This is a genomic window from Acetobacter fabarum, from assembly GCF_040702925.2.
Taxonomy (GTDB): Bacteria; Pseudomonadota; Alphaproteobacteria; order Acetobacterales; family Acetobacteraceae; genus Acetobacter; species Acetobacter fabarum_B.
On sequence record NZ_JBFCXX020000001.1, the window covers coordinates 229,575 to 244,786 of the forward strand.

17 protein-coding genes and 1 tRNA gene are annotated in these 15,212 nt (G+C 58.5%); 13 read left to right on the forward strand and 5 right to left on the reverse strand.

The annotated features are described in order from the left end of the window. Positions 1-6: 6 nt before the first annotated feature. Positions 7-1,014: an AAA family ATPase gene (locus AB2L51_RS01010; protein ID WP_395580740.1), complete on the reverse strand. Its 1,008-nt coding sequence runs from the start codon at positions 1,012-1,014 to the stop codon at positions 7-9. 66 nt (positions 1,015-1,080) lie between these two features. After that, positions 1,081-1,692, reverse strand: coding sequence for a J domain-containing protein (locus AB2L51_RS01015; RefSeq protein WP_166110082.1), 612 nt, complete (start codon positions 1,690-1,692; stop codon positions 1,081-1,083). A 51-nt stretch (positions 1,693-1,743) separates the two neighbouring features. Between AB2L51_RS01015 and AB2L51_RS01020 the strand changes: the two genes are divergently transcribed. Together AB2L51_RS01020 and AB2L51_RS01025 are read left to right on the forward strand one after the other, a co-directional pair. Continuing rightward, complete coding sequence (locus AB2L51_RS01020) at positions 1,744-2,082, forward strand: BolA family protein (RefSeq protein WP_395580741.1); 339 nt, start codon at positions 1,744-1,746, stop codon at positions 2,080-2,082. Further along, on the forward strand, positions 2,079-2,636 hold the full coding sequence (locus AB2L51_RS01025; protein ID WP_395580742.1) for a LolA family protein: 558 nt from the start codon (positions 2,079-2,081) through the stop codon (positions 2,634-2,636). Before AB2L51_RS01020 ends, AB2L51_RS01025 begins: the two co-directional genes overlap by 4 nt. Here AB2L51_RS01025 and lipB read toward each other — a convergent pair. Further along, positions 2,614-3,324 (reverse strand): lipoyl(octanoyl) transferase LipB, encoded by a 711-nt coding sequence (gene lipB, locus AB2L51_RS01030; protein WP_395580743.1) that lies wholly within the window; start codon positions 3,322-3,324, stop codon positions 2,614-2,616. The two genes, AB2L51_RS01025 and lipB, sit on opposite strands and share 23 nt — an antisense overlap. A 74-nt stretch (positions 3,325-3,398) precedes the next feature. On the opposite strand from lipB, the gene AB2L51_RS01035 reads away from it, so the two are divergent. The 4 genes from AB2L51_RS01035 to moaA all read left to right on the forward strand — a co-directional run bounded on the left by AB2L51_RS01035 (position 3,399) and on the right by moaA (position 7,269). Next, positions 3,399-3,484, forward strand: a tRNA-Leu gene (locus AB2L51_RS01035). Positions 3,485-3,816: 332 nt separating this feature from the next. Then, a complete protein-coding gene (galU, locus tag AB2L51_RS01040; RefSeq protein WP_395580744.1) occupies positions 3,817-4,701 on the forward strand; it encodes a UTP--glucose-1-phosphate uridylyltransferase GalU in 885 nt (294 codons plus the stop codon). Next, entirely contained in the window at positions 4,701-6,110 is a 1,410-nt protein-coding gene (gene pgmG / locus AB2L51_RS01045; protein ID WP_395580745.1) for a phosphoglucomutase/phosphomannomutase PgmG, read from the forward strand. The genes galU and pgmG overlap by 1 nt, the downstream gene beginning before the upstream one ends. A gap of 142 nt (positions 6,111-6,252) precedes the next feature. Beyond that, positions 6,253-7,269, forward strand: a complete 1,017-nt coding sequence (gene moaA, locus AB2L51_RS01050) for a GTP 3',8-cyclase MoaA (RefSeq protein WP_395580746.1) — start codon at positions 6,253-6,255, stop codon at positions 7,267-7,269. A 30-nt stretch (positions 7,270-7,299) separates the two neighbouring features. Here moaA and AB2L51_RS01055 read toward each other — a convergent pair whose 3' ends face one another. After that, positions 7,300-8,166 (reverse strand): methyltransferase domain-containing protein, encoded by an 867-nt coding sequence (locus tag AB2L51_RS01055; protein WP_395580978.1) that lies wholly within the window; start codon positions 8,164-8,166, stop codon positions 7,300-7,302. Between the two features lie 63 nt (positions 8,167-8,229). Here AB2L51_RS01055 and AB2L51_RS01060 point away from each other — a divergent pair, with 63 nt between their 5' ends. From AB2L51_RS01060 to AB2L51_RS01075, 4 genes are all read left to right on the forward strand, one after another. Beyond that, entirely contained in the window at positions 8,230-9,012 is a 783-nt protein-coding gene (locus AB2L51_RS01060) for a double zinc ribbon domain-containing protein (RefSeq protein ID WP_395580747.1), read from the forward strand. A gap of 77 nt (positions 9,013-9,089) precedes the next feature. Further along, positions 9,090-9,350, forward strand: a complete 261-nt coding sequence (grxC, locus tag AB2L51_RS01065; RefSeq protein WP_395580748.1) for a glutaredoxin 3 — start codon at positions 9,090-9,092, stop codon at positions 9,348-9,350. A gap of 42 nt (positions 9,351-9,392) precedes the next feature. Then, a complete protein-coding gene (locus AB2L51_RS01070) occupies positions 9,393-9,872 on the forward strand; it encodes a DUF1178 family protein (RefSeq protein WP_395580749.1) in 480 nt (159 codons plus the stop codon). Between the two features lie 113 nt (positions 9,873-9,985). Next, positions 9,986-10,501, forward strand: a complete 516-nt coding sequence (locus AB2L51_RS01075; RefSeq protein ID WP_395580750.1) for a DUF2147 domain-containing protein — start codon at positions 9,986-9,988, stop codon at positions 10,499-10,501. Between the two features lie 53 nt (positions 10,502-10,554). On the opposite strand, the gene ubiG is transcribed toward AB2L51_RS01075, so the two are convergent. Then, a complete protein-coding gene (gene ubiG, locus AB2L51_RS01080) occupies positions 10,555-11,295 on the reverse strand; it encodes a bifunctional 2-polyprenyl-6-hydroxyphenol methylase/3-demethylubiquinol 3-O-methyltransferase UbiG (RefSeq protein WP_395580751.1) in 741 nt (246 codons plus the stop codon). A 172-nt stretch (positions 11,296-11,467) separates the two neighbouring features. Between ubiG and AB2L51_RS01085 the strand changes: the two genes are divergently transcribed. The 3 genes from AB2L51_RS01085 to AB2L51_RS01095 are packed head-to-tail and all read left to right on the forward strand — an operon-like array spanning position 11,468 to position 15,129. After that, a complete protein-coding gene (locus tag AB2L51_RS01085) occupies positions 11,468-12,721 on the forward strand; it encodes an aspartate kinase (protein WP_395580752.1) in 1,254 nt (417 codons plus the stop codon). Beyond that, positions 12,714-13,802 carry an NAD(P)H-dependent flavin oxidoreductase gene (locus AB2L51_RS01090; RefSeq protein WP_395580753.1) on the forward strand — a complete coding sequence of 363 codons (1,089 nt, stop codon included), beginning with the start codon at positions 12,714-12,716 and terminating at the stop codon, positions 13,800-13,802. The genes AB2L51_RS01085 and AB2L51_RS01090 overlap by 8 nt, the downstream gene beginning before the upstream one ends. Positions 13,803-13,839: 37 nt before the next feature. Next, the gene (locus AB2L51_RS01095) at positions 13,840-15,129 is read left to right on the forward strand and encodes a helix-turn-helix domain-containing protein (RefSeq protein WP_395580754.1); all 1,290 of its coding nucleotides are present in this window, start codon (positions 13,840-13,842) and stop codon (positions 15,127-15,129) included. The last annotated feature ends 83 nt before the right edge of the window (positions 15,130-15,212 follow it).

The window sequence follows — 15,212 nt, forward strand, 5'->3', positions numbered from 1 at the left end:
TTTCTGTCAGGCGGGGCGCTTGGGCAAGGGGCTGCTGTTAAAACAACGCTGGTAATATTCCGCCACCATGCCGCGCTCGGCCTCGTCACACTTGTTGAGGAATGTCACACGGAAGGCAAAGGCCAGATCCTTGAAAATCAGGTCATTTTCCGCCCATGCGATAACCGAACGGGGGGACATGACCGTAGACAGATCCCCCGCCATGAACCCTACGCGCGTCAACTCGGCCAGAGCCACCATATTGCCAATTTTTTCACGCTCGGCCTTGTCATCCGCCGCAATGCCCAGACGGGAGCAGACAATGCCGACTTCCTGCGCATGGGGCAGGTAGTTGAGCGAGGTCACAATGTTCCAGCGGTCCATCTGCCCCTGATTGATCTGCTGGGTGCCATGGTACAAACCCGTGGTATCGCCCAGCCCCACGGTGTTGGCGGTGGCAAACAGGCGGAACCACGGGTTGGGGGTAATGACGCGGTTCTGGTCCAGCAGGGTCAGCTTGCCCTCGACTTCCAGAATACGCTGGATCACGAACATGACATCCGGACGCCCGGCATCGTATTCATCAAACACCAGTGCACAGGGGCGTTGCAGGCACCATGGCAGCAGCCCTTCCTGGAACTCGGTGACCTGCTGGCCATCCTTGACCACAATGGCATCCTTGCCCACCAGATCTATGCGTGAAACGTGGCTGTCCAGATTGATGCGGATACACGGCCAGTTCAGGCGGGCTGCAATCTGTTCCACATGGGAGGATTTGCCCGTACCATGGAAGCCCTGCACCATAACGCGGCGGTTAAAGGCAAAGCCTGCCAGAATGGCCAGCGTTGTATCGTGGTCAAACAGGTAGGCCGTATCAATCGGGGGGACATGCTCGGTACGCAGGGAGAAGGCGGGAACCTTCAGGTCGGAATCGATCCCGAATACCTCACGGACGCTGACTTCCGTATCCGGTACGGAAACCGCCGAAATGGGCGGAAGATCAAGAGCTGCTGTCTGGGGGCTGGAATCCGTCATGATTATCCGTCTGATCGTAAGGGGTTCAAAACAAAACCGGCGGGCATACCGGAGCAGGATACAGGATCAGCCTGCTTTTTCGAGTTCTTCCGTCTGCAGATGTGCCTTCACAATAGTAAAGGCAACGTTGATCTTTTTCAGACGTTCCTCTGCCGCAAGGTCCCCCTGATTGGTATCGGGGTGATGTTTGCGGGCAAGGGCGCGGTAATGTGTTTTGGCGTTTGCCAGCGTAACCGGCCAGTCCAGCCCCAGAACGGCGAGTGGTTCGCGCAGATGGGCAGGAATCCGTGGTTCGGCCTGTGCGCGGGCCCGGTCGGCGCGGGCGCGGCGGTTCTGGCCCAGTATGTCCAGCGGGTCCAGAATATCGTCTTCGTTGGGCATGGTGCGTTTGCTCTGGCCCGGCCCCTGGCCAAACGCCCATGTCGGCCGGTCCCAGCTTATATCGGCCCGCAGATGTGCTTCTATCTGGCCGGGAGACATGCCTTTGTAATAGTCCCACCGCGCATTGTATTCACGCACATGTTCCAGACAGAACCAATAATACTGGTTCAGGCTATCGCGGGAGCGGGGCGCGCGGTATCCTGCCGGGCTTGTGCAGTCCGGCATGTCGCAGCAGCGCTGCGGCGCGTTGGGATCAGGATCAAACGCGCGGGGACGGGTGTTCCTTCGCTTCATCATTCATCGTTATTTGCGTTGCAAATGCTTTGGTCGCAAGAGGTGAGTTGTCATATGACCAGTCTTTCAGAACCTACATCCCCCTCCATATCGGCTGCTACGCGCGCTTCGCGGATACGCAAAGTGCTGGAAACGGCGCTTTTCCCGACCAGACTGGACATGCAGGACGAAAGCCACCGCCATGCCCACCATGTGGAGAAGCCACGCGGCCCCAGTGCCGGCGCGACGGAAACGCATTTCCGCCTTTATATTGTCTCGCCTGTGTTTGAAGGCATGAGTCGCGTCGCGCGTTCACGCAAGGTGCATGACCTGCTGGCCCCCGAACTGGCTGATGGTCTGCACGCACTGGCGCTCACCCTGCGCACCCCGGCGGAAGAAGAGGCCGCTGCATGAGCAAGGGGGTCTTCAGCCGCCGTTCCCTGTTTGCCCTTGCGCCACTTGTGCTTGCAGCCTGTGCAACGCAGCAGGTGGGGAGTGGGCCACAAAACGCCACGGTCAGCCGGGTGGAGGCGTATTTCCGCACAGTTAACTTGCAGGATGCGCCGTTTACGCAAATATGGCCCAATGGTGCCAGTGGCGGCGGGCTGATCACTTACCGTCCCGGTTATCTGGATATGCGTTTTACCACCCCGCATGAGATGGAACTCAAGGCATCCGAGCGTTCAGCCGTGTTTACGGATGCAGCCAATGGATCGGTCACCCATATTGGTCTGGGCCATAGCGCGCTGGGGATGTTGCTAGGCAACCCTGTGCGCCTGTCTGGCCCGATTATGGTTTCCGACGTTCAGCAGCAGCGTGGCCTTGTCCAGATTTCGCTGACCAGAGCGGATAACCCTTCACAGGGGTTGGTCACGCTCCGGTTCAGGGATGAACAGGGTGCCTTAAGCCTGTATGATGTGCGCATTCTGGATGCGCAGCGCAAGCTTACGCAAATTCGACTGGACTAGGTGCCAACTCAACAGGTGTCAGGGCAGACGGCGTGCTGCCAAATACGGTGTGCCACGCCGCTGCCAGAGCGAGGTCAAGGTCCTGCATGCTGGCCTTGATGCCCAGTTTTTCAAAACTGGTCACGCCGTATTCGCGAATCCCGCAAGGCACAATGCCCTCAAAGTCTGGCAGGGCAGGGGCCAGATTAATGGCCACGCCATGCCAGCTTACCCAGCGGGAGACACGTACACCGATGGCCGCAATTTTTTCCTCTCCCCCTGTCTGCGGGTTGGTAACCCACACGCCTACCCGGCCTTCCCGCACCTCTCCGCGCAGGCCAAAACTGGCGAGTGCGGTAATAACCCACGCTTCCAGTGCCTGCACATAGGCGCGCAGGTCGCGCGCAGGGGTGTTGCCGTGGGGGCGTTGCAGGTCAAGCATAACATAGGCCGTGCGCTGGCCCGGCCCGTGATAGGTCCACTGTCCGCCCCGGCCTGCATGGTAGGTAGGGTATCCCGCAGGGTTGAACAGGTCCTCCGCCTTGGCAGATGTGCCTGATGTGTACAGGGGGGGGTGTTCAAGCAGCCATACGCGCTCGGCAGCCTCTCCCGCCCTTATGTCTTTGGCAATCTGTTCCATTCTGCTCAGGGCCGCAGGGTAAGGCACCAGTTTTTTGCTTATTTCCCATAAAATTTGTTCTTTGGTCATTGCCGCCTGCTTATGGTTCGGTTATAGGGCTTCCTAACACACGGTATCGCCTTTTTTGGTACCGTTTGTCACGTGCGGTCGTGGCGGAATGGTAGACGCGCAAGCTTGAGGTGCTTGTGGGGGAAACCTCGTGGAAGTTCGAGTCTTCTCGACCGCACCATTTTCTTTCATGACAAAATGTTGTGTTATGAACGGCAAAAGGCTGGTGCCTTGAGCCGTTTTTTTTCGTTTGTACGCAATTTTTCTGCAAATGGGGCGGAAGTTGTCATATTCACGCCGTTCTTTTGCTCTGTTGCGGTGTAGAAATATGGTTGTGATGATGTAAGAAAGACCATGCAGTCGGCCACGGATACAAGGTGCAATGTCAGCCAGCATTGTTGGCGGTTTTGATCTTTTTCCGGCACAGGTGGGTAGTGGGGCGGGTGCCTCCATGTTTTGGCCTGATCAGGTCGGATGGTCTCAGGTTTAACTTGATTTAAAGGTGTTATATTCGTGTCCAATCCCAAGCCTTTACGTAAAGCAGTCCTGCCAGTTGCGGGGCTGGGAACGCGCTTTTTGCCTGCCACCAAGGCCATGCCAAAAGAAATGCTGCCGGTCGTGGACAAACCCCTTATCCAATACGCAATTGATGAAGCTCGCGCCGCAGGTATTGAAGAATTCTGCCTGATTACCGGCCGCGGCAAAGATTCCCTGATCGACTATTTCGATATTGCCTATGAGCTGGAAAGCACGCTCAAGGAACGTAACAAGGTTGACTGTCTGGAGGCGCTGGAACCCAGCAGCATTCAGGCGGGTTCGCTTATTGCTGTACGCCAGCAGGAACCGCTTGGGCTTGGGCATGCCATCTGGTGTGCACGCTCCTTTATTGGCGACGAACCGTTTGCCATCCTGCTGCCAGATGACATGGTGATGTCGCAGAAAGGTTGCCTGAAGCAACTGGCTGAAGCGTATTACGAAACCGGGGGCAACGTGGTTGCCGTGTCCGAAGTGCCGCGTGAGCACACCAACCGCTACGGTATTCTGGACACTGGCAGGGATGATGGCCGTCTTGTGGAGGTTAAGGGGTTGGTTGAAAAACCCAAGCCCGAAAATGCGCCCTCCAACCTGTCCATTATCGGGCGTTATATCCTCACCCCCGATGTCATGCCGCATCTGGCCAAGCTGGAAAAAGGTGCCGGGGGCGAAGTGCAGCTGACAGACGCCATGGCCAAAACCATTGGCCACGTGCCGTTTCATGGCCTGCGGTATGAAGGTGTGCGTTACGATTGCGGCAACAAGCTCGGCTTTTTGGAAGCCCAGATCGCCTTTGCGCTCGAACGCCCCGAACTGGCTGAAGGCGTGCGCGAATTCCTCAAGAAATATGAGGGGCAGAACTAATGTCTTTTGCGCATGACTTTGAAGTAACAAGCCTGCGGGAATACGATATTCGCGGGATTGTTGGCAAAACGCTGAGTGCGGAAGATGCGTTTGCCATCGGTCGCACATTTGGCAGCCTTGTCCGCCGCAATGGGGGCAAAACGCTGGTGGTCGGGTATGATGGCCGCCTGTCTTCCCCCATGCTGGAAGAAGCTCTTGTAAAAGGGGCTCTGGAATGTGGTCTGGATGTAACCCGCGTTGGGCGTGGGCCTACCCCCATGCTGTATTATGCATCAGCCACGCTTGATGCGGACGGCGCCATTATGGTTACGGGTAGCCACAACCCGCCCAACTATAACGGCTTTAAAATGATGCTGGCGGGCAAGCCGTTCTTTGGCGCCCAGATCCGTGAACTTGGGGACCTGTCCGCCAAGGGGAATGTGGTCGCAGCAGAACAGGGCACCGTACGCACGATTGATGTGCGTGATGACTACGTCAAACGCCTTGTAAAGGATTATGACGGCGGTACGCGCAAGCTCAAGATCGTCTGGGACAACGGCAACAGCTCCGCAGGCGAAGTGCTGGAAAAAATGGTCGCGGCCCTGCCGGGCGAGCATATTGTGCTCAATGCCGCCATTGATGGCTCATTCCCAGCCCACCACCCGGACCCCACGGTTGCCAAAAACCTTGAGCAGCTTATTGCCGCGGTCAAGGATAACCACGCCGATCTGGGCATTGCTTTTGACGGGGATGCAGACCGAATCGGGCTGGTGGACAATAAGGGCGAGATCCTGTGGGGCGACCAGATTCTGGTTCTGCTGGCGCGGGATGTGCTCAAAAGCCATTCCGGGGCAACCATTATTGCCGATGTCAAAGCCAGTCAGGTGCTGTTTGATGAGGTCGCACGCGCTGGTGGCAAGCCGCTTATGTGGCGTACGGGGCATTCGCTCATCAAGTCCAAGATGGCGGAAACCGGCTCCCCGCTGGCGGGGGAAATGTCCGGGCACATCTTCTTTGCCGACAAATGGTACGGGTTTGATGATGCACTTTACGCCGGTGTGCGTGTGCTCGGCATTGTTGCGCGGTCCACAGAATCGCTTGCCGCATTCCGTGAGGCTCTGCCTGCAACGCTTTCCACGCCCGAAGTCCGCTTTGACTGCGATGACCATCGCAAGTTCAGGGTGATTGAGGAAGTAGCAGAACGTCTGCGTAAAGCCGGTGCCGACGTGTCCGAAATTGATGGCGTGCGTGTTAACACAACTGATGGCTGGTGGCTGCTGCGCGCATCCAACACACAGGCCGTGCTGGTTGCCCGCGCAGAAGGGCGCGACAGCGCAGGACTGGAACGGCTGAAGGATGCTCTGGTGGAGCAGCTTGAGCACTCCGGCCTCTCCAAGCCTGACTTTTCGGGTAACAACGCGGGGCACTAATCTCTATTTTTCAACTTGCCTGCTGCATACGGCCTGCTTAAAGCGGGCCGTATGTTTTTTACGGGGCAGGGTGCTGTTTCTGCTGTGCCGGGGTGCTCTTTTGCATTTAAAGCCGCAGAGGTTTCTGATATAAAGTGTACCTATGTTGTCCTCTTTAACGGACCCCGCCGGAAGGCGGATTTCCTACCTCCGTCTTTCTGTAACCGACAGATGCGACATGCGGTGTGTGTACTGCATGTCCGAACAGATGTCGTTTTTGCCGCGGGCGGATGTTCTGGATTTTGAGGAGCTTCTGCGCCTGAGCCGGGTCTTTGTGCTTCATGGCGTGCGCAGGCTGCGTATTACGGGTGGCGAGCCCCTTGTGCGGCGCGACATCGGGCTTTTCTTCAAGGAACTTGGGACGTGGCTGCGCCACCCGGAGCAGGCCGGGCGGCTGGATGAGCTGACATTAACCACCAATGGCAGCCAACTGGCGCATTATGCTCCCATTCTGGCGCAGGCTGGGGTCCGGCGTGTGAATGTTAGTCTGGATTCTCTGGATGAGCAGCGTTTTGCCAGACTGACCCGCCGGGGCAGGCTTGCCGCAACGCTGGAAGGCATCCGTGCCGCCCGTGCGGAAGGGCTGGCCGTGCGCATCAACACCGTGGCCATGGCCGGGGTGAATGATGATGAGTTTGATACCCTGCTCACCTGGTGCGGAGAAATCGGAGCCGACCTCTGTCTGATAGAAACCATGCCGATGGGGGAAACAGGGGAAGACCGTGCCGCGCAGTATCTCTCGCTTGATGCGGTAAGGCGGAGCCTGTCTCAACGCTGGACGTTAGAGCCTCTGGCCTACCAGACCGGAGGGCCTGCGCGTTACGTGCGGGTGGCGCAAACCGGGCGGCGTCTGGGCTTTATTACGCCCATGAGTCACAATTTCTGCGCGACCTGCAACCGCGTCCGCCTGTCCTGCACCGGGCAGCTTTATACCTGCCTTGGGCAGGAGGAAGGGGTGGACCTGCGCCACCTCATGCGCGAGGGGGCAACAGATGCCGCACTGGAAGTGGCCATACAGCAGGCCATAGCCCGTAAACCTGTAGGGCATGACTTTCTGCTGGATGGGCAGACTGGTGCTGTATCCGGCCCGCAAAGGCATATGAGCGTAACCGGGGGTTGATCTCAGCCTAGCTGGGCCGTGGGGCCAAGGTTAAGCAGGGGGTTTCTGCGAGTTCAGGGCATCATGCAGGGAGTGCTGGAACTGGCCGGGCTGTAGGGGAACGGGTTGGGTTGGAGCCGGTGCCCAGCCCGATAAAACAGCCATATGCAGGGGCATGGCAAAGCTGTCAGCCCCCTGTTTTTCCAGTTCTGCTGCGGCTGCGGGAAACATCATGCGGGGGGGTATGGTGCGTGTGCGCTGGGTCAGGGCATTTGTCTCACCCGCTGCACGCAGGTCGGCCATAAGCGCGCTGAGTGTGCGGTAGCGCAGGTCCAGGCATTCGGTGTCAATAACAGGGAGGGCAAACCCGGCCCGCTGCATAAGCTGCGCACAGCTCTGCTGTGTGGGAAAGGGTGATACACGGGGCGATACGCCATCACACACCGCCAGTTCAGCGGCTTCCAGCGCTGTGCGCAGGAGGCGCAATGTGGGGAGTATGGGCATGCTGGCCAGAAAAAGCCCATCGGGCCGTAGAACATGCCGGATCTGGGCAAAAACACCGGGCAGATCGTTCACCCAGTGCAGGGACAGATTGGCAATGACCAGATCAAAGCTATGCGGGGCAAACGGCAGCCATTCCTCATCCGCACAAACACGCATTCCCTCGGAACAGGCGACGAGTCTGGCGGAGAGGTCCATGCTGGTGGTGGCAATGCCCCGCGCGGCAAGGCGTGGGTTAATGGCACCGCGCCCGCCAATATCCAGCGCAGCGGAAAAGCTGCGCACCATATCGTCCAGTCGGTCGAGCAGCAGGTCGGCGGTAATGTCCAGCACAGGCATAATGCCATCCAGCCTGTGTGCCGCACGGTCCCTCTGCCGCCTGACGGCTTTGCGGTCAAAAATAACAGGTGTATCCATAAAGGCAGATGTGCGCGTATCCACACTTTTTGCCAAGCCACCAGCCATGACAAACCTGTGTTGATGTCAGGCGCGCGCGTTGTGGCGCAACTGCGTGCCCTTTGGCAGATGGGTCTGGGGACCCTTTACCCACCAGCCTGCCTGCATTGTGGGGCGGATGTTGCGCAGCATGGCCTGCTTTGTGCCGCCTGCTTTACACATTTGCGGGTTGTTGTTGCACCATTTTGCAAAGCGTGTGCCGTACCGCAGGTAAGTGCTGCAATGCTGGGTGTGAAGGATCTGTGCCCGGCATGCGAGCGGCATCCTCCCGTATGGGGGCAGGCCCGCGCCGCCTTTGTTTACGAAAGTGTGGCAAGGGAGCTGATTTTAAAGCTTAAATATGCCGATAAGACGGAAAACACATCTTTTCTGGCCCAGCAGATGGTGCGGATAGGGCAGGATATTATGTGTGGCGATGCGCTGGTGGTGCCCGTACCCGTGCATCGCTGGCGGTTGTTCAGGCGGCGTTATAATCAGGCTGCGTTGCTGGCGCATGGCGTGGCAAAACTGGGTGGCCTGCACTGCCTGCCCGATGCCCTGATCCGTGTCCGCTCTACGGTGCCTCTTGCGTCCTTTTCCCGTCAGGCGCGGCGGGAGGAGGTTGCTCAGGCCATGAGCGTGCGTGGTACGCGGGTACACAGGGTGCGGGGGCGTGATATCGTGCTGGTGGATGACCTGCTTACAACGGGTGCAACTGCTGCGGCCTGCACCAATGCCCTGTTACAGGCGGGTGCGCGCAGTGTCAGCCTGCTGGTGGCCGGGGTCGTGCCCGCCCGCCCGGAGGTGGATATTGCCCAACCCGGCTAGACAAGGCGCATGAAGCCCATAACATGGCCCAGCAAAAGCTGATTGAATCCATAGCCCGGAACCAGTAAGGACAATCCATGCCTGAAATCAAAATCTATACCCAGCCCGGTTGCCCCTACTGCATGCGTGCAGTTGCTCTGCTGGAGAGCAAAAAAATACCGTTTACCGAGATCAATGCCCCACGCGGCACGCCCGAGCGGGAAGAGGCCATAGCGCTGTCCGGTGGGCAGACAACCGTGCCCCAGACCTTTGTGGATGGCAAAGCCCTTGGTGGGTGTGATGACCTGATGCGGCTTGAGCGCACGGGTCAGTTAAACGGCCTGCTCGGGCTGGGCTGAGTGTTCATAACGACCAAAGGGTATCTGCCAGGGTAATACAATATGATCTGCTATCGTCTGCGTTGTGCCCATGACCATGTGTTTGAAGGCTGGTACAAAGACAGCAGTACATTTGCCATGCTCAGGCAGAAGAGCCTTTTAAGCTGCCCTGCATGTGGCACGTCCAGCGTGGATCAGGCTCCCATGGCTCCGGCCATTGTGGGGCGTGCATCTGAGCGTTTGCCACAAAGTGATCCCGCTCCCACACCGGACATGGCAGCGCCTCAGGTACCCGCAACAGGCCATATTCTCCCCGGCCTGCCAGATGCCATGCTGAGTGCCCTGCGTGACGTGCGGCGCAGGATTGAAGAGAATTGTGAAAATGTGGGCAACCGATTTGCCGATGAAGCCTTGCGCATTCATTATGGCGAAGCCCCCGAACGCGGGATTTACGGTGAAATGTCCCAGACCCAGAGAGAAGAGCTGGAAGAAGAAGGGGTTGCGTTCCACAGCGTGCCCTGGGTGCGGGATACGGAGAGTTGAATGTCTGGGCTGACCATATACAAATGGGGGTGGTGCGTAAGAAGGTAGTCCCCCACATTTTGACGGGCTGGGTTGGTAAGCCAGACCGCCGCCCGCATGAGGGAGAGGCAGATATGACAAAGAACGGAAAATGCGGCGCGGGGCATAAAGTCAGGGTGGGATTTGCTGCCCTGCTGGCCATTTTGCTGGCTGGTGCGCAGGCTGTACCGTCATCTACCGCAGAACCGATGTCAAACGATGCCACCCTAATGGGGTACTGGCTTAGTCAGGACCATGACGGCGTGTTTAAAATTGACCACTGTGGGCAAAATCTGTGCGGCCATCTGGTTGGCCTGCGTTACGATGGTACGGATGTACCCCGTGGGCATGATGGTAAATCCGAGTGTAACCTGCTGATGTTAACGGATTTTCACCCTATGGGCGAAAGTAATGCAGGGCGCTGGGCCGGGCATATTCTGGACCCCGATACGGGGCATCTCTATGATTCTCAAATCTGGCTGGCTCAACCCGATGTGCTCAAGCTGCGTGGCTATATAGGGCTGCCTATTTTTGGCGAAACCCAGACATGGACCCGCTATGGCGGCCCTGCCATGGGGGCTGTGTGCAAAATTCCCGATTCAGTCAAATAGGTGGGCTGGTCTGGAGTGGGTGTTGAGTCTCCAGACCATAAAAAACTTTAAAATCAGTATTTTGTGAACGCCGCGATGTAGTTGATGCCGAGGTCGCGGGTTTCCTTCCAGCCCATGGGACCGGGCATCATACCTGCTATGGCGGTCATGCGCAGGCCCGCCGCACGGGCATACTGGCCTAGTTCGGATGGCTGGATGAACTTGCGCCATTCGTGTGTGCCTACGGGCAGCAGGCGCAGAATATACTCGGCGCCAATCTTGCCAACCGCAAGGGAGCGCAGGGTGCGGTTCATGGTGGAAACAATGACCGTACCCTTTGGCCCTGCGAGCTGGGCCAGCATGTCCATAAATGCCGCAGGATCAGTGACATGCTCTATAATTTCTAACGCTACAACCGCGTCAAATTCGCAGCCTTCAGCCACAAGGTCTTCTGCGCTGCCATTGCGGTAGTGCAATGGCCCCGCGTGTTCGGGCAGCGGGCAGGCTGCCAGATGCTCCTTGGCGGCGGCAATACCGTTGGCCGAGGCATCCAGCCCCAGCACGTCGTAGCCTGCTTTGGCCAGAGCTTCGCTCGCAAGCCCCGCGCCACACCCGATGTCCAGAATTTTTGCGCGGCGCGTGGTGCGGCCACGCAGGGGCAGGTGGCGGCTTGCCCAGTCTATGCGCAATGCATTCATGGCGTGCAGTGGGCGCATGGGACCGGAAGGATTCCACCACTGCTCCGCAAGGGCGCTAAACCGTGCGATTTCTTCATCAGAGACGGATGAGGGCGCGTGTGGCGTGGTGGCGTTCATGCAACAAAATCCTTTCCTGCTGGTCTCCCCGCTGGACGAAAGGGGGCCGGGAAGGTTATGTGACGCGCCTTGTAAAGCTGTGCAACCATTCCTGTTCGACTTTTCTGGCAAAGCTGGGGTCGAACTGGAACTGGTGGCATGTTCTGCGGCTTGTCTGGTGGAGAATAAAGCTATGTCCGGTTCCGCACCCCGGATTGTCATGAAATTCGGCGGAACGTCTGTCGGCGACCTTGATCGTATTCGAGCCGTGGCCGAGCGCGTCAAAAAACAGAAAGACGCAGGATGTGATGTTCTTGTTGTCGTTTCCGCCATGGCGGGGGAGACCAACAGGCTTGTCGGTTTCTGCCAGTCCCTCTCCCCCCTGCATGATCCGAAGGAATACGATTCCATCGTCGCCACGGGTGAGCAGGTAACCAGCGGCCTGCTGGCCATTGCGCTGCAAAAGCTCGGTGTGTCCTCACGCTCGTTCGCGGGGTGGCAGGTTCCTATTCTGACCGATTCGGCACATGGCAAGGCCAGTCTGGATACAATTGATGGCACAAAGCTGCTTGGCTGCATGGCCGAGGGTATGGTGCCGGTTGTTGCGGGCTTTCAGGGCGTTGCACCAGACGGGCGTGTTTCCACCCTTGGGCGTGGCGGGTCAGATACCTCGGCCGTAGCTCTTGCCGCAGCAATCAAGGCGGACCGGTGCGATATTTATACGGATGTGGACGGGATTTACACAACCGACCCCCGGATTGTGCCCAAAGCCCGCAAGCTTGATAAAATTACCTATGAAGAAATGCTGGAACTGGCGTCAGTCGGTGCGAAGGTACTGCAAACCCGCAGCGTAGGGCTTGCCATGCGCGAAGGGGTGCGGGTGCAGGTGCTTTCCAGCTTTGCAGATGGTCCGGCAGTTATGGAAGGGCACCTTCCCGGGTCTTTGGTGGTGGATGAGGACGAAATCGTGGAAAAGAAACTGGTTACCGGCATTGCCTACTCGCGTGATGAAGCCAAGCTGTCGGTCCGGCGCATTCCGGACCGCCCCGGCATTGCCGCAGCAATTTTTGGCCCCATGAGCGAAGCGCATGTGAACGTGGACATGATTGTGCAGAGCACAGGCGCAGACGGCACCACCAACATGACCTTCACAACCAGCAAGAGCGACCTGCCGCAGGCGATCAATGTGCTGGAAAGTGTTCGGGACTCCGTGCAGTACGAAGAACTGGCAACAGACCCGGATATTGTTAAGATCAGCGTTGTTGGCACGGGTATGCGCTCGCATGCCGGTGTGGCCAGCACCATGTTCCGCACACTTTCGGAACGCTCCATCAACATTCAGGCCATTTCCACCAGCGAAATCAAGATTTCGGTGCTGGTGGCGGCGGAATACGCAGAGCTTGCCGTGCGGGCCCTGCATACCGCATATGGGCTGGATAATGTCTGAGCAGAACAACACGGTTGCCGTGACCGACGCCCCCACACAGCCCGAACTGCAACGCGCGCGCAAGCGGCTGGATGCGTTGTGGCGGCGTGGGACCGACTTTTTGGGAACGCAGTACGCCATTCTTGGCGGAGCCATGTCCTGGGTGAGCGAGCGCAATCTTGTGTCCGCCATTTCCAACGCAGGCGGGTTTGGCGTTATTGCCTGCGGGGCTATGGAGCCTGCGCGTCTGGCGGAGGAAATTCAGGCAACCCGCGCCCTGACCGACCGCCCGTTTGGCGTAAACTTGATAACCATGCACCCGCAGCTGACCGAGCTGGTACAGGTCTGTCTGGATGCAGGTGTTGGTCATATTGTGCTGGCTGGTGGCATCCCCCCCGGTGCGGCTATCAAGGCCATCAAGGATGGCGGAGCAAAGGTTATTGCTTTCGCCCCGGCGCTGGTGCTGGCCAAGCGTCTGGTCAAAATGGGTGTGGACGCGCTGGTTATTGAAGGGGCGGAAGCAGGCGGGCATGTTGGCCCTGTTTCGCTGACCGTTCTGGCGCAGGAAATTCTGCCGCATATCCAGAGTGTTCCGGTTTTTGTAGCCGGTGGTCTGGGGCGCGGGGATGCTCTTGTGTCTTATCTGGAGCTTGGGGCTTCGGGTGGGCAGCTGGGGACGCGCTTTGCCGCGGCGGAAGAAAGTATTGCTCACGAAAAGTTCAAAAAAGCGTTCGTGCGTGCCGCCGCACGGGATGCCGTAACCTCCGTGCAACTGGATGACCGTTTTCCAGTTATTCCCGTACGTGCCCTTGGTAACGAGGGCGGGCGGCAGTTTGTTACCCATCAGGCCGATGTGATCCGCCGCTTTCAGTCGGGGGAACTCACGCGTGAGGCGGCCCAGCTGGAAATTGAACATTTCTGGGCTGGTGCGCTGCGCCGTGCGGTTATTGATGGCGATGTGGAACAGGGGTCTGTTATGGCAGGCCAGTCTGTTGGTATGGTAACGTCGGTTCAGCCTGTGGCGCAGATCATTGACGATCTGGTGGAACAGGCGACTGTGGCTTTGGTACGTCAACAACGTCGTATGGATGCGGATGGCTGAATACGCCCAAGGTTCTGATCAAGAGCAAGGCTCGCCTTTGCCTCCGCTTCCCGATGTGGAGGTGCTGGGGGTAGGCGAAGCTTTGCGTAAACGCCGTGAGCAGCTTGGCTGGAGCATCGAGGATGTTGCGGACTGGCTGCGGATTCGCAGCGTTTATCTGGAAGCGCTGGAAAATGGGAATGCCAGCGTATTACCAGCAGAGGTCTACGCTCTGGGCTTTTTGCGGGCATATGGGCAGGCTCTCGGGTTCAATCCCGACCAGATGCTCAAGCTTTATCGTCAGGAAGGGCGGCTGGGTACGCGCAAGCCGGATCTGGATTTTCCTGACCCTCTCCCAGACCGCCGCCTGCCGCCTGCCGTTAGCATTTCCCTTGGACTGGCCGTTATTCTGGCAAGTTATGTGGGGTGGTACTGTTTTGTGGGGCATGCCCCACCCGTGCCCGAGCGCGTACCGCCGGTTGCAACCCTGATGCCCGGTGAGAGTGCAAAGAATGCGCCCTCGCCACAGGTTGCTTCCATCCTGCCGGATCATAACATGGCGCAGCTTCCTCCCTTGCCGGTGGCGACCCAGCCTGCACCGGCACAGAGCACGCCAGTAGTGCCCACAGGGCCAGATGCCTCCGCACTGGCTAATGCGACCAGTGTGGCGAACGCACCGGTGCCATCACAGGCAGGTAAACCGGTTTCAGCAGAAGCAGCTTCCGTGCCTCCTGCGGTTGAGCAGCCTGCTGCCAGTGTGCCAGGAACGGCCAGTGCCAGTGCCAGTGCCAGTGCCAGTGCCAGTGCCAGTGCCAGTGCGGATGCGCCTCTTATGCTCAGGGCGCAGGCTCCAAGCTGGGTGCAGGTCAGGAATGCGGCAGGAAAGGTCGTGTATGACCATGTTCTGCAACCCGGTGATGTCTGGACTGTTCCTGCCGATAACGGGCCATACAGCCTGACTGTTGGTAACGCAGGCGGCGTAATTTTTGCCCAAGGGGACAAGACAACCCCACCATTGGGGCGGAACGGCGCGGTTCTGCGGCATATTGCCTTAACGCCGGAAGTGGTTCAGCAGGTCCGCGCCGGTGGAGGAGTGAGTGCTGCAGGAACAGCTACGGTTGTACCTTTACCTGCCGGGGCGGCAGTGCCTGCCAGAACCAGCACGGTTGCAACGCCTGCGGCTGATGCGCCCGTAGCACCCGTAACACCGGAAAGTGGGGCAGGGCATGTTGCCCAGTCTGCGGTCGAGGTGCCCAAACCACCACCGCACCATGCGGCCCCGCCGCCTGCCGAAACCAGTGCGGATGACCTGAACGCCCGCCAGTTGAATGGGGCTGGCGCGCACTGAATGGCTCTTTCCATGCTTTATGTGTAGCCAACCGGACTTGATTTTGGCAGGAAAGCACCAAACCTAGAGCGGGAGACACCGTA

Bases quoted from the DNA above. Each gene is read 5' to 3' on its own strand.
- lipB (WP_395580743.1), bottom strand. From the start codon at position 3,324: ATGACCAAAGAACAAATTTTATGGGAAATAAGCAAAAAACTGGTGCCT.
- AB2L51_RS01090 (WP_395580753.1), top strand. From the start codon at position 12,714: ATGTCTGAGCAGAACAACACGGTTGCCGTGACCGACGCCCCCACACAG.
- AB2L51_RS01020 (WP_395580741.1), top strand. From the start codon at position 1,744: ATGACCAGTCTTTCAGAACCTACATCCCCCTCCATATCGGCTGCTACG.
- AB2L51_RS01025 (WP_395580742.1), top strand. From the start codon at position 2,079: ATGAGCAAGGGGGTCTTCAGCCGCCGTTCCCTGTTTGCCCTTGCGCCA.
- pgmG (WP_395580745.1), top strand. From the start codon at position 4,701: ATGTCTTTTGCGCATGACTTTGAAGTAACAAGCCTGCGGGAATACGAT.
- AB2L51_RS01085 (WP_395580752.1), top strand. From the start codon at position 11,468: ATGTCCGGTTCCGCACCCCGGATTGTCATGAAATTCGGCGGAACGTCT.
- grxC (WP_395580748.1), top strand. From the start codon at position 9,090: ATGCCTGAAATCAAAATCTATACCCAGCCCGGTTGCCCCTACTGCATG.
- moaA (WP_395580746.1), top strand. From the start codon at position 6,253: ATGTTGTCCTCTTTAACGGACCCCGCCGGAAGGCGGATTTCCTACCTC.
- AB2L51_RS01055 (WP_395580978.1), bottom strand. From the start codon at position 8,166: ATGGATACACCTGTTATTTTTGACCGCAAAGCCGTCAGGCGGCAGAGG.
- AB2L51_RS01010 (WP_395580740.1), bottom strand. From the start codon at position 1,014: ATGACGGATTCCAGCCCCCAGACAGCAGCTCTTGATCTTCCGCCCATT.
- AB2L51_RS01075 (WP_395580750.1), top strand. From the start codon at position 9,986: ATGACAAAGAACGGAAAATGCGGCGCGGGGCATAAAGTCAGGGTGGGA.
- AB2L51_RS01015 (WP_166110082.1), bottom strand. From the start codon at position 1,692: ATGATGAAGCGAAGGAACACCCGTCCCCGCGCGTTTGATCCTGATCCC.
- ubiG (WP_395580751.1), bottom strand. From the start codon at position 11,295: ATGAACGCCACCACGCCACACGCGCCCTCATCCGTCTCTGATGAAGAA.
- AB2L51_RS01070 (WP_395580749.1), top strand. From the start codon at position 9,393: ATGATCTGCTATCGTCTGCGTTGTGCCCATGACCATGTGTTTGAAGGC.
- AB2L51_RS01060 (WP_395580747.1), top strand. From the start codon at position 8,230: ATGTCAGGCGCGCGCGTTGTGGCGCAACTGCGTGCCCTTTGGCAGATG.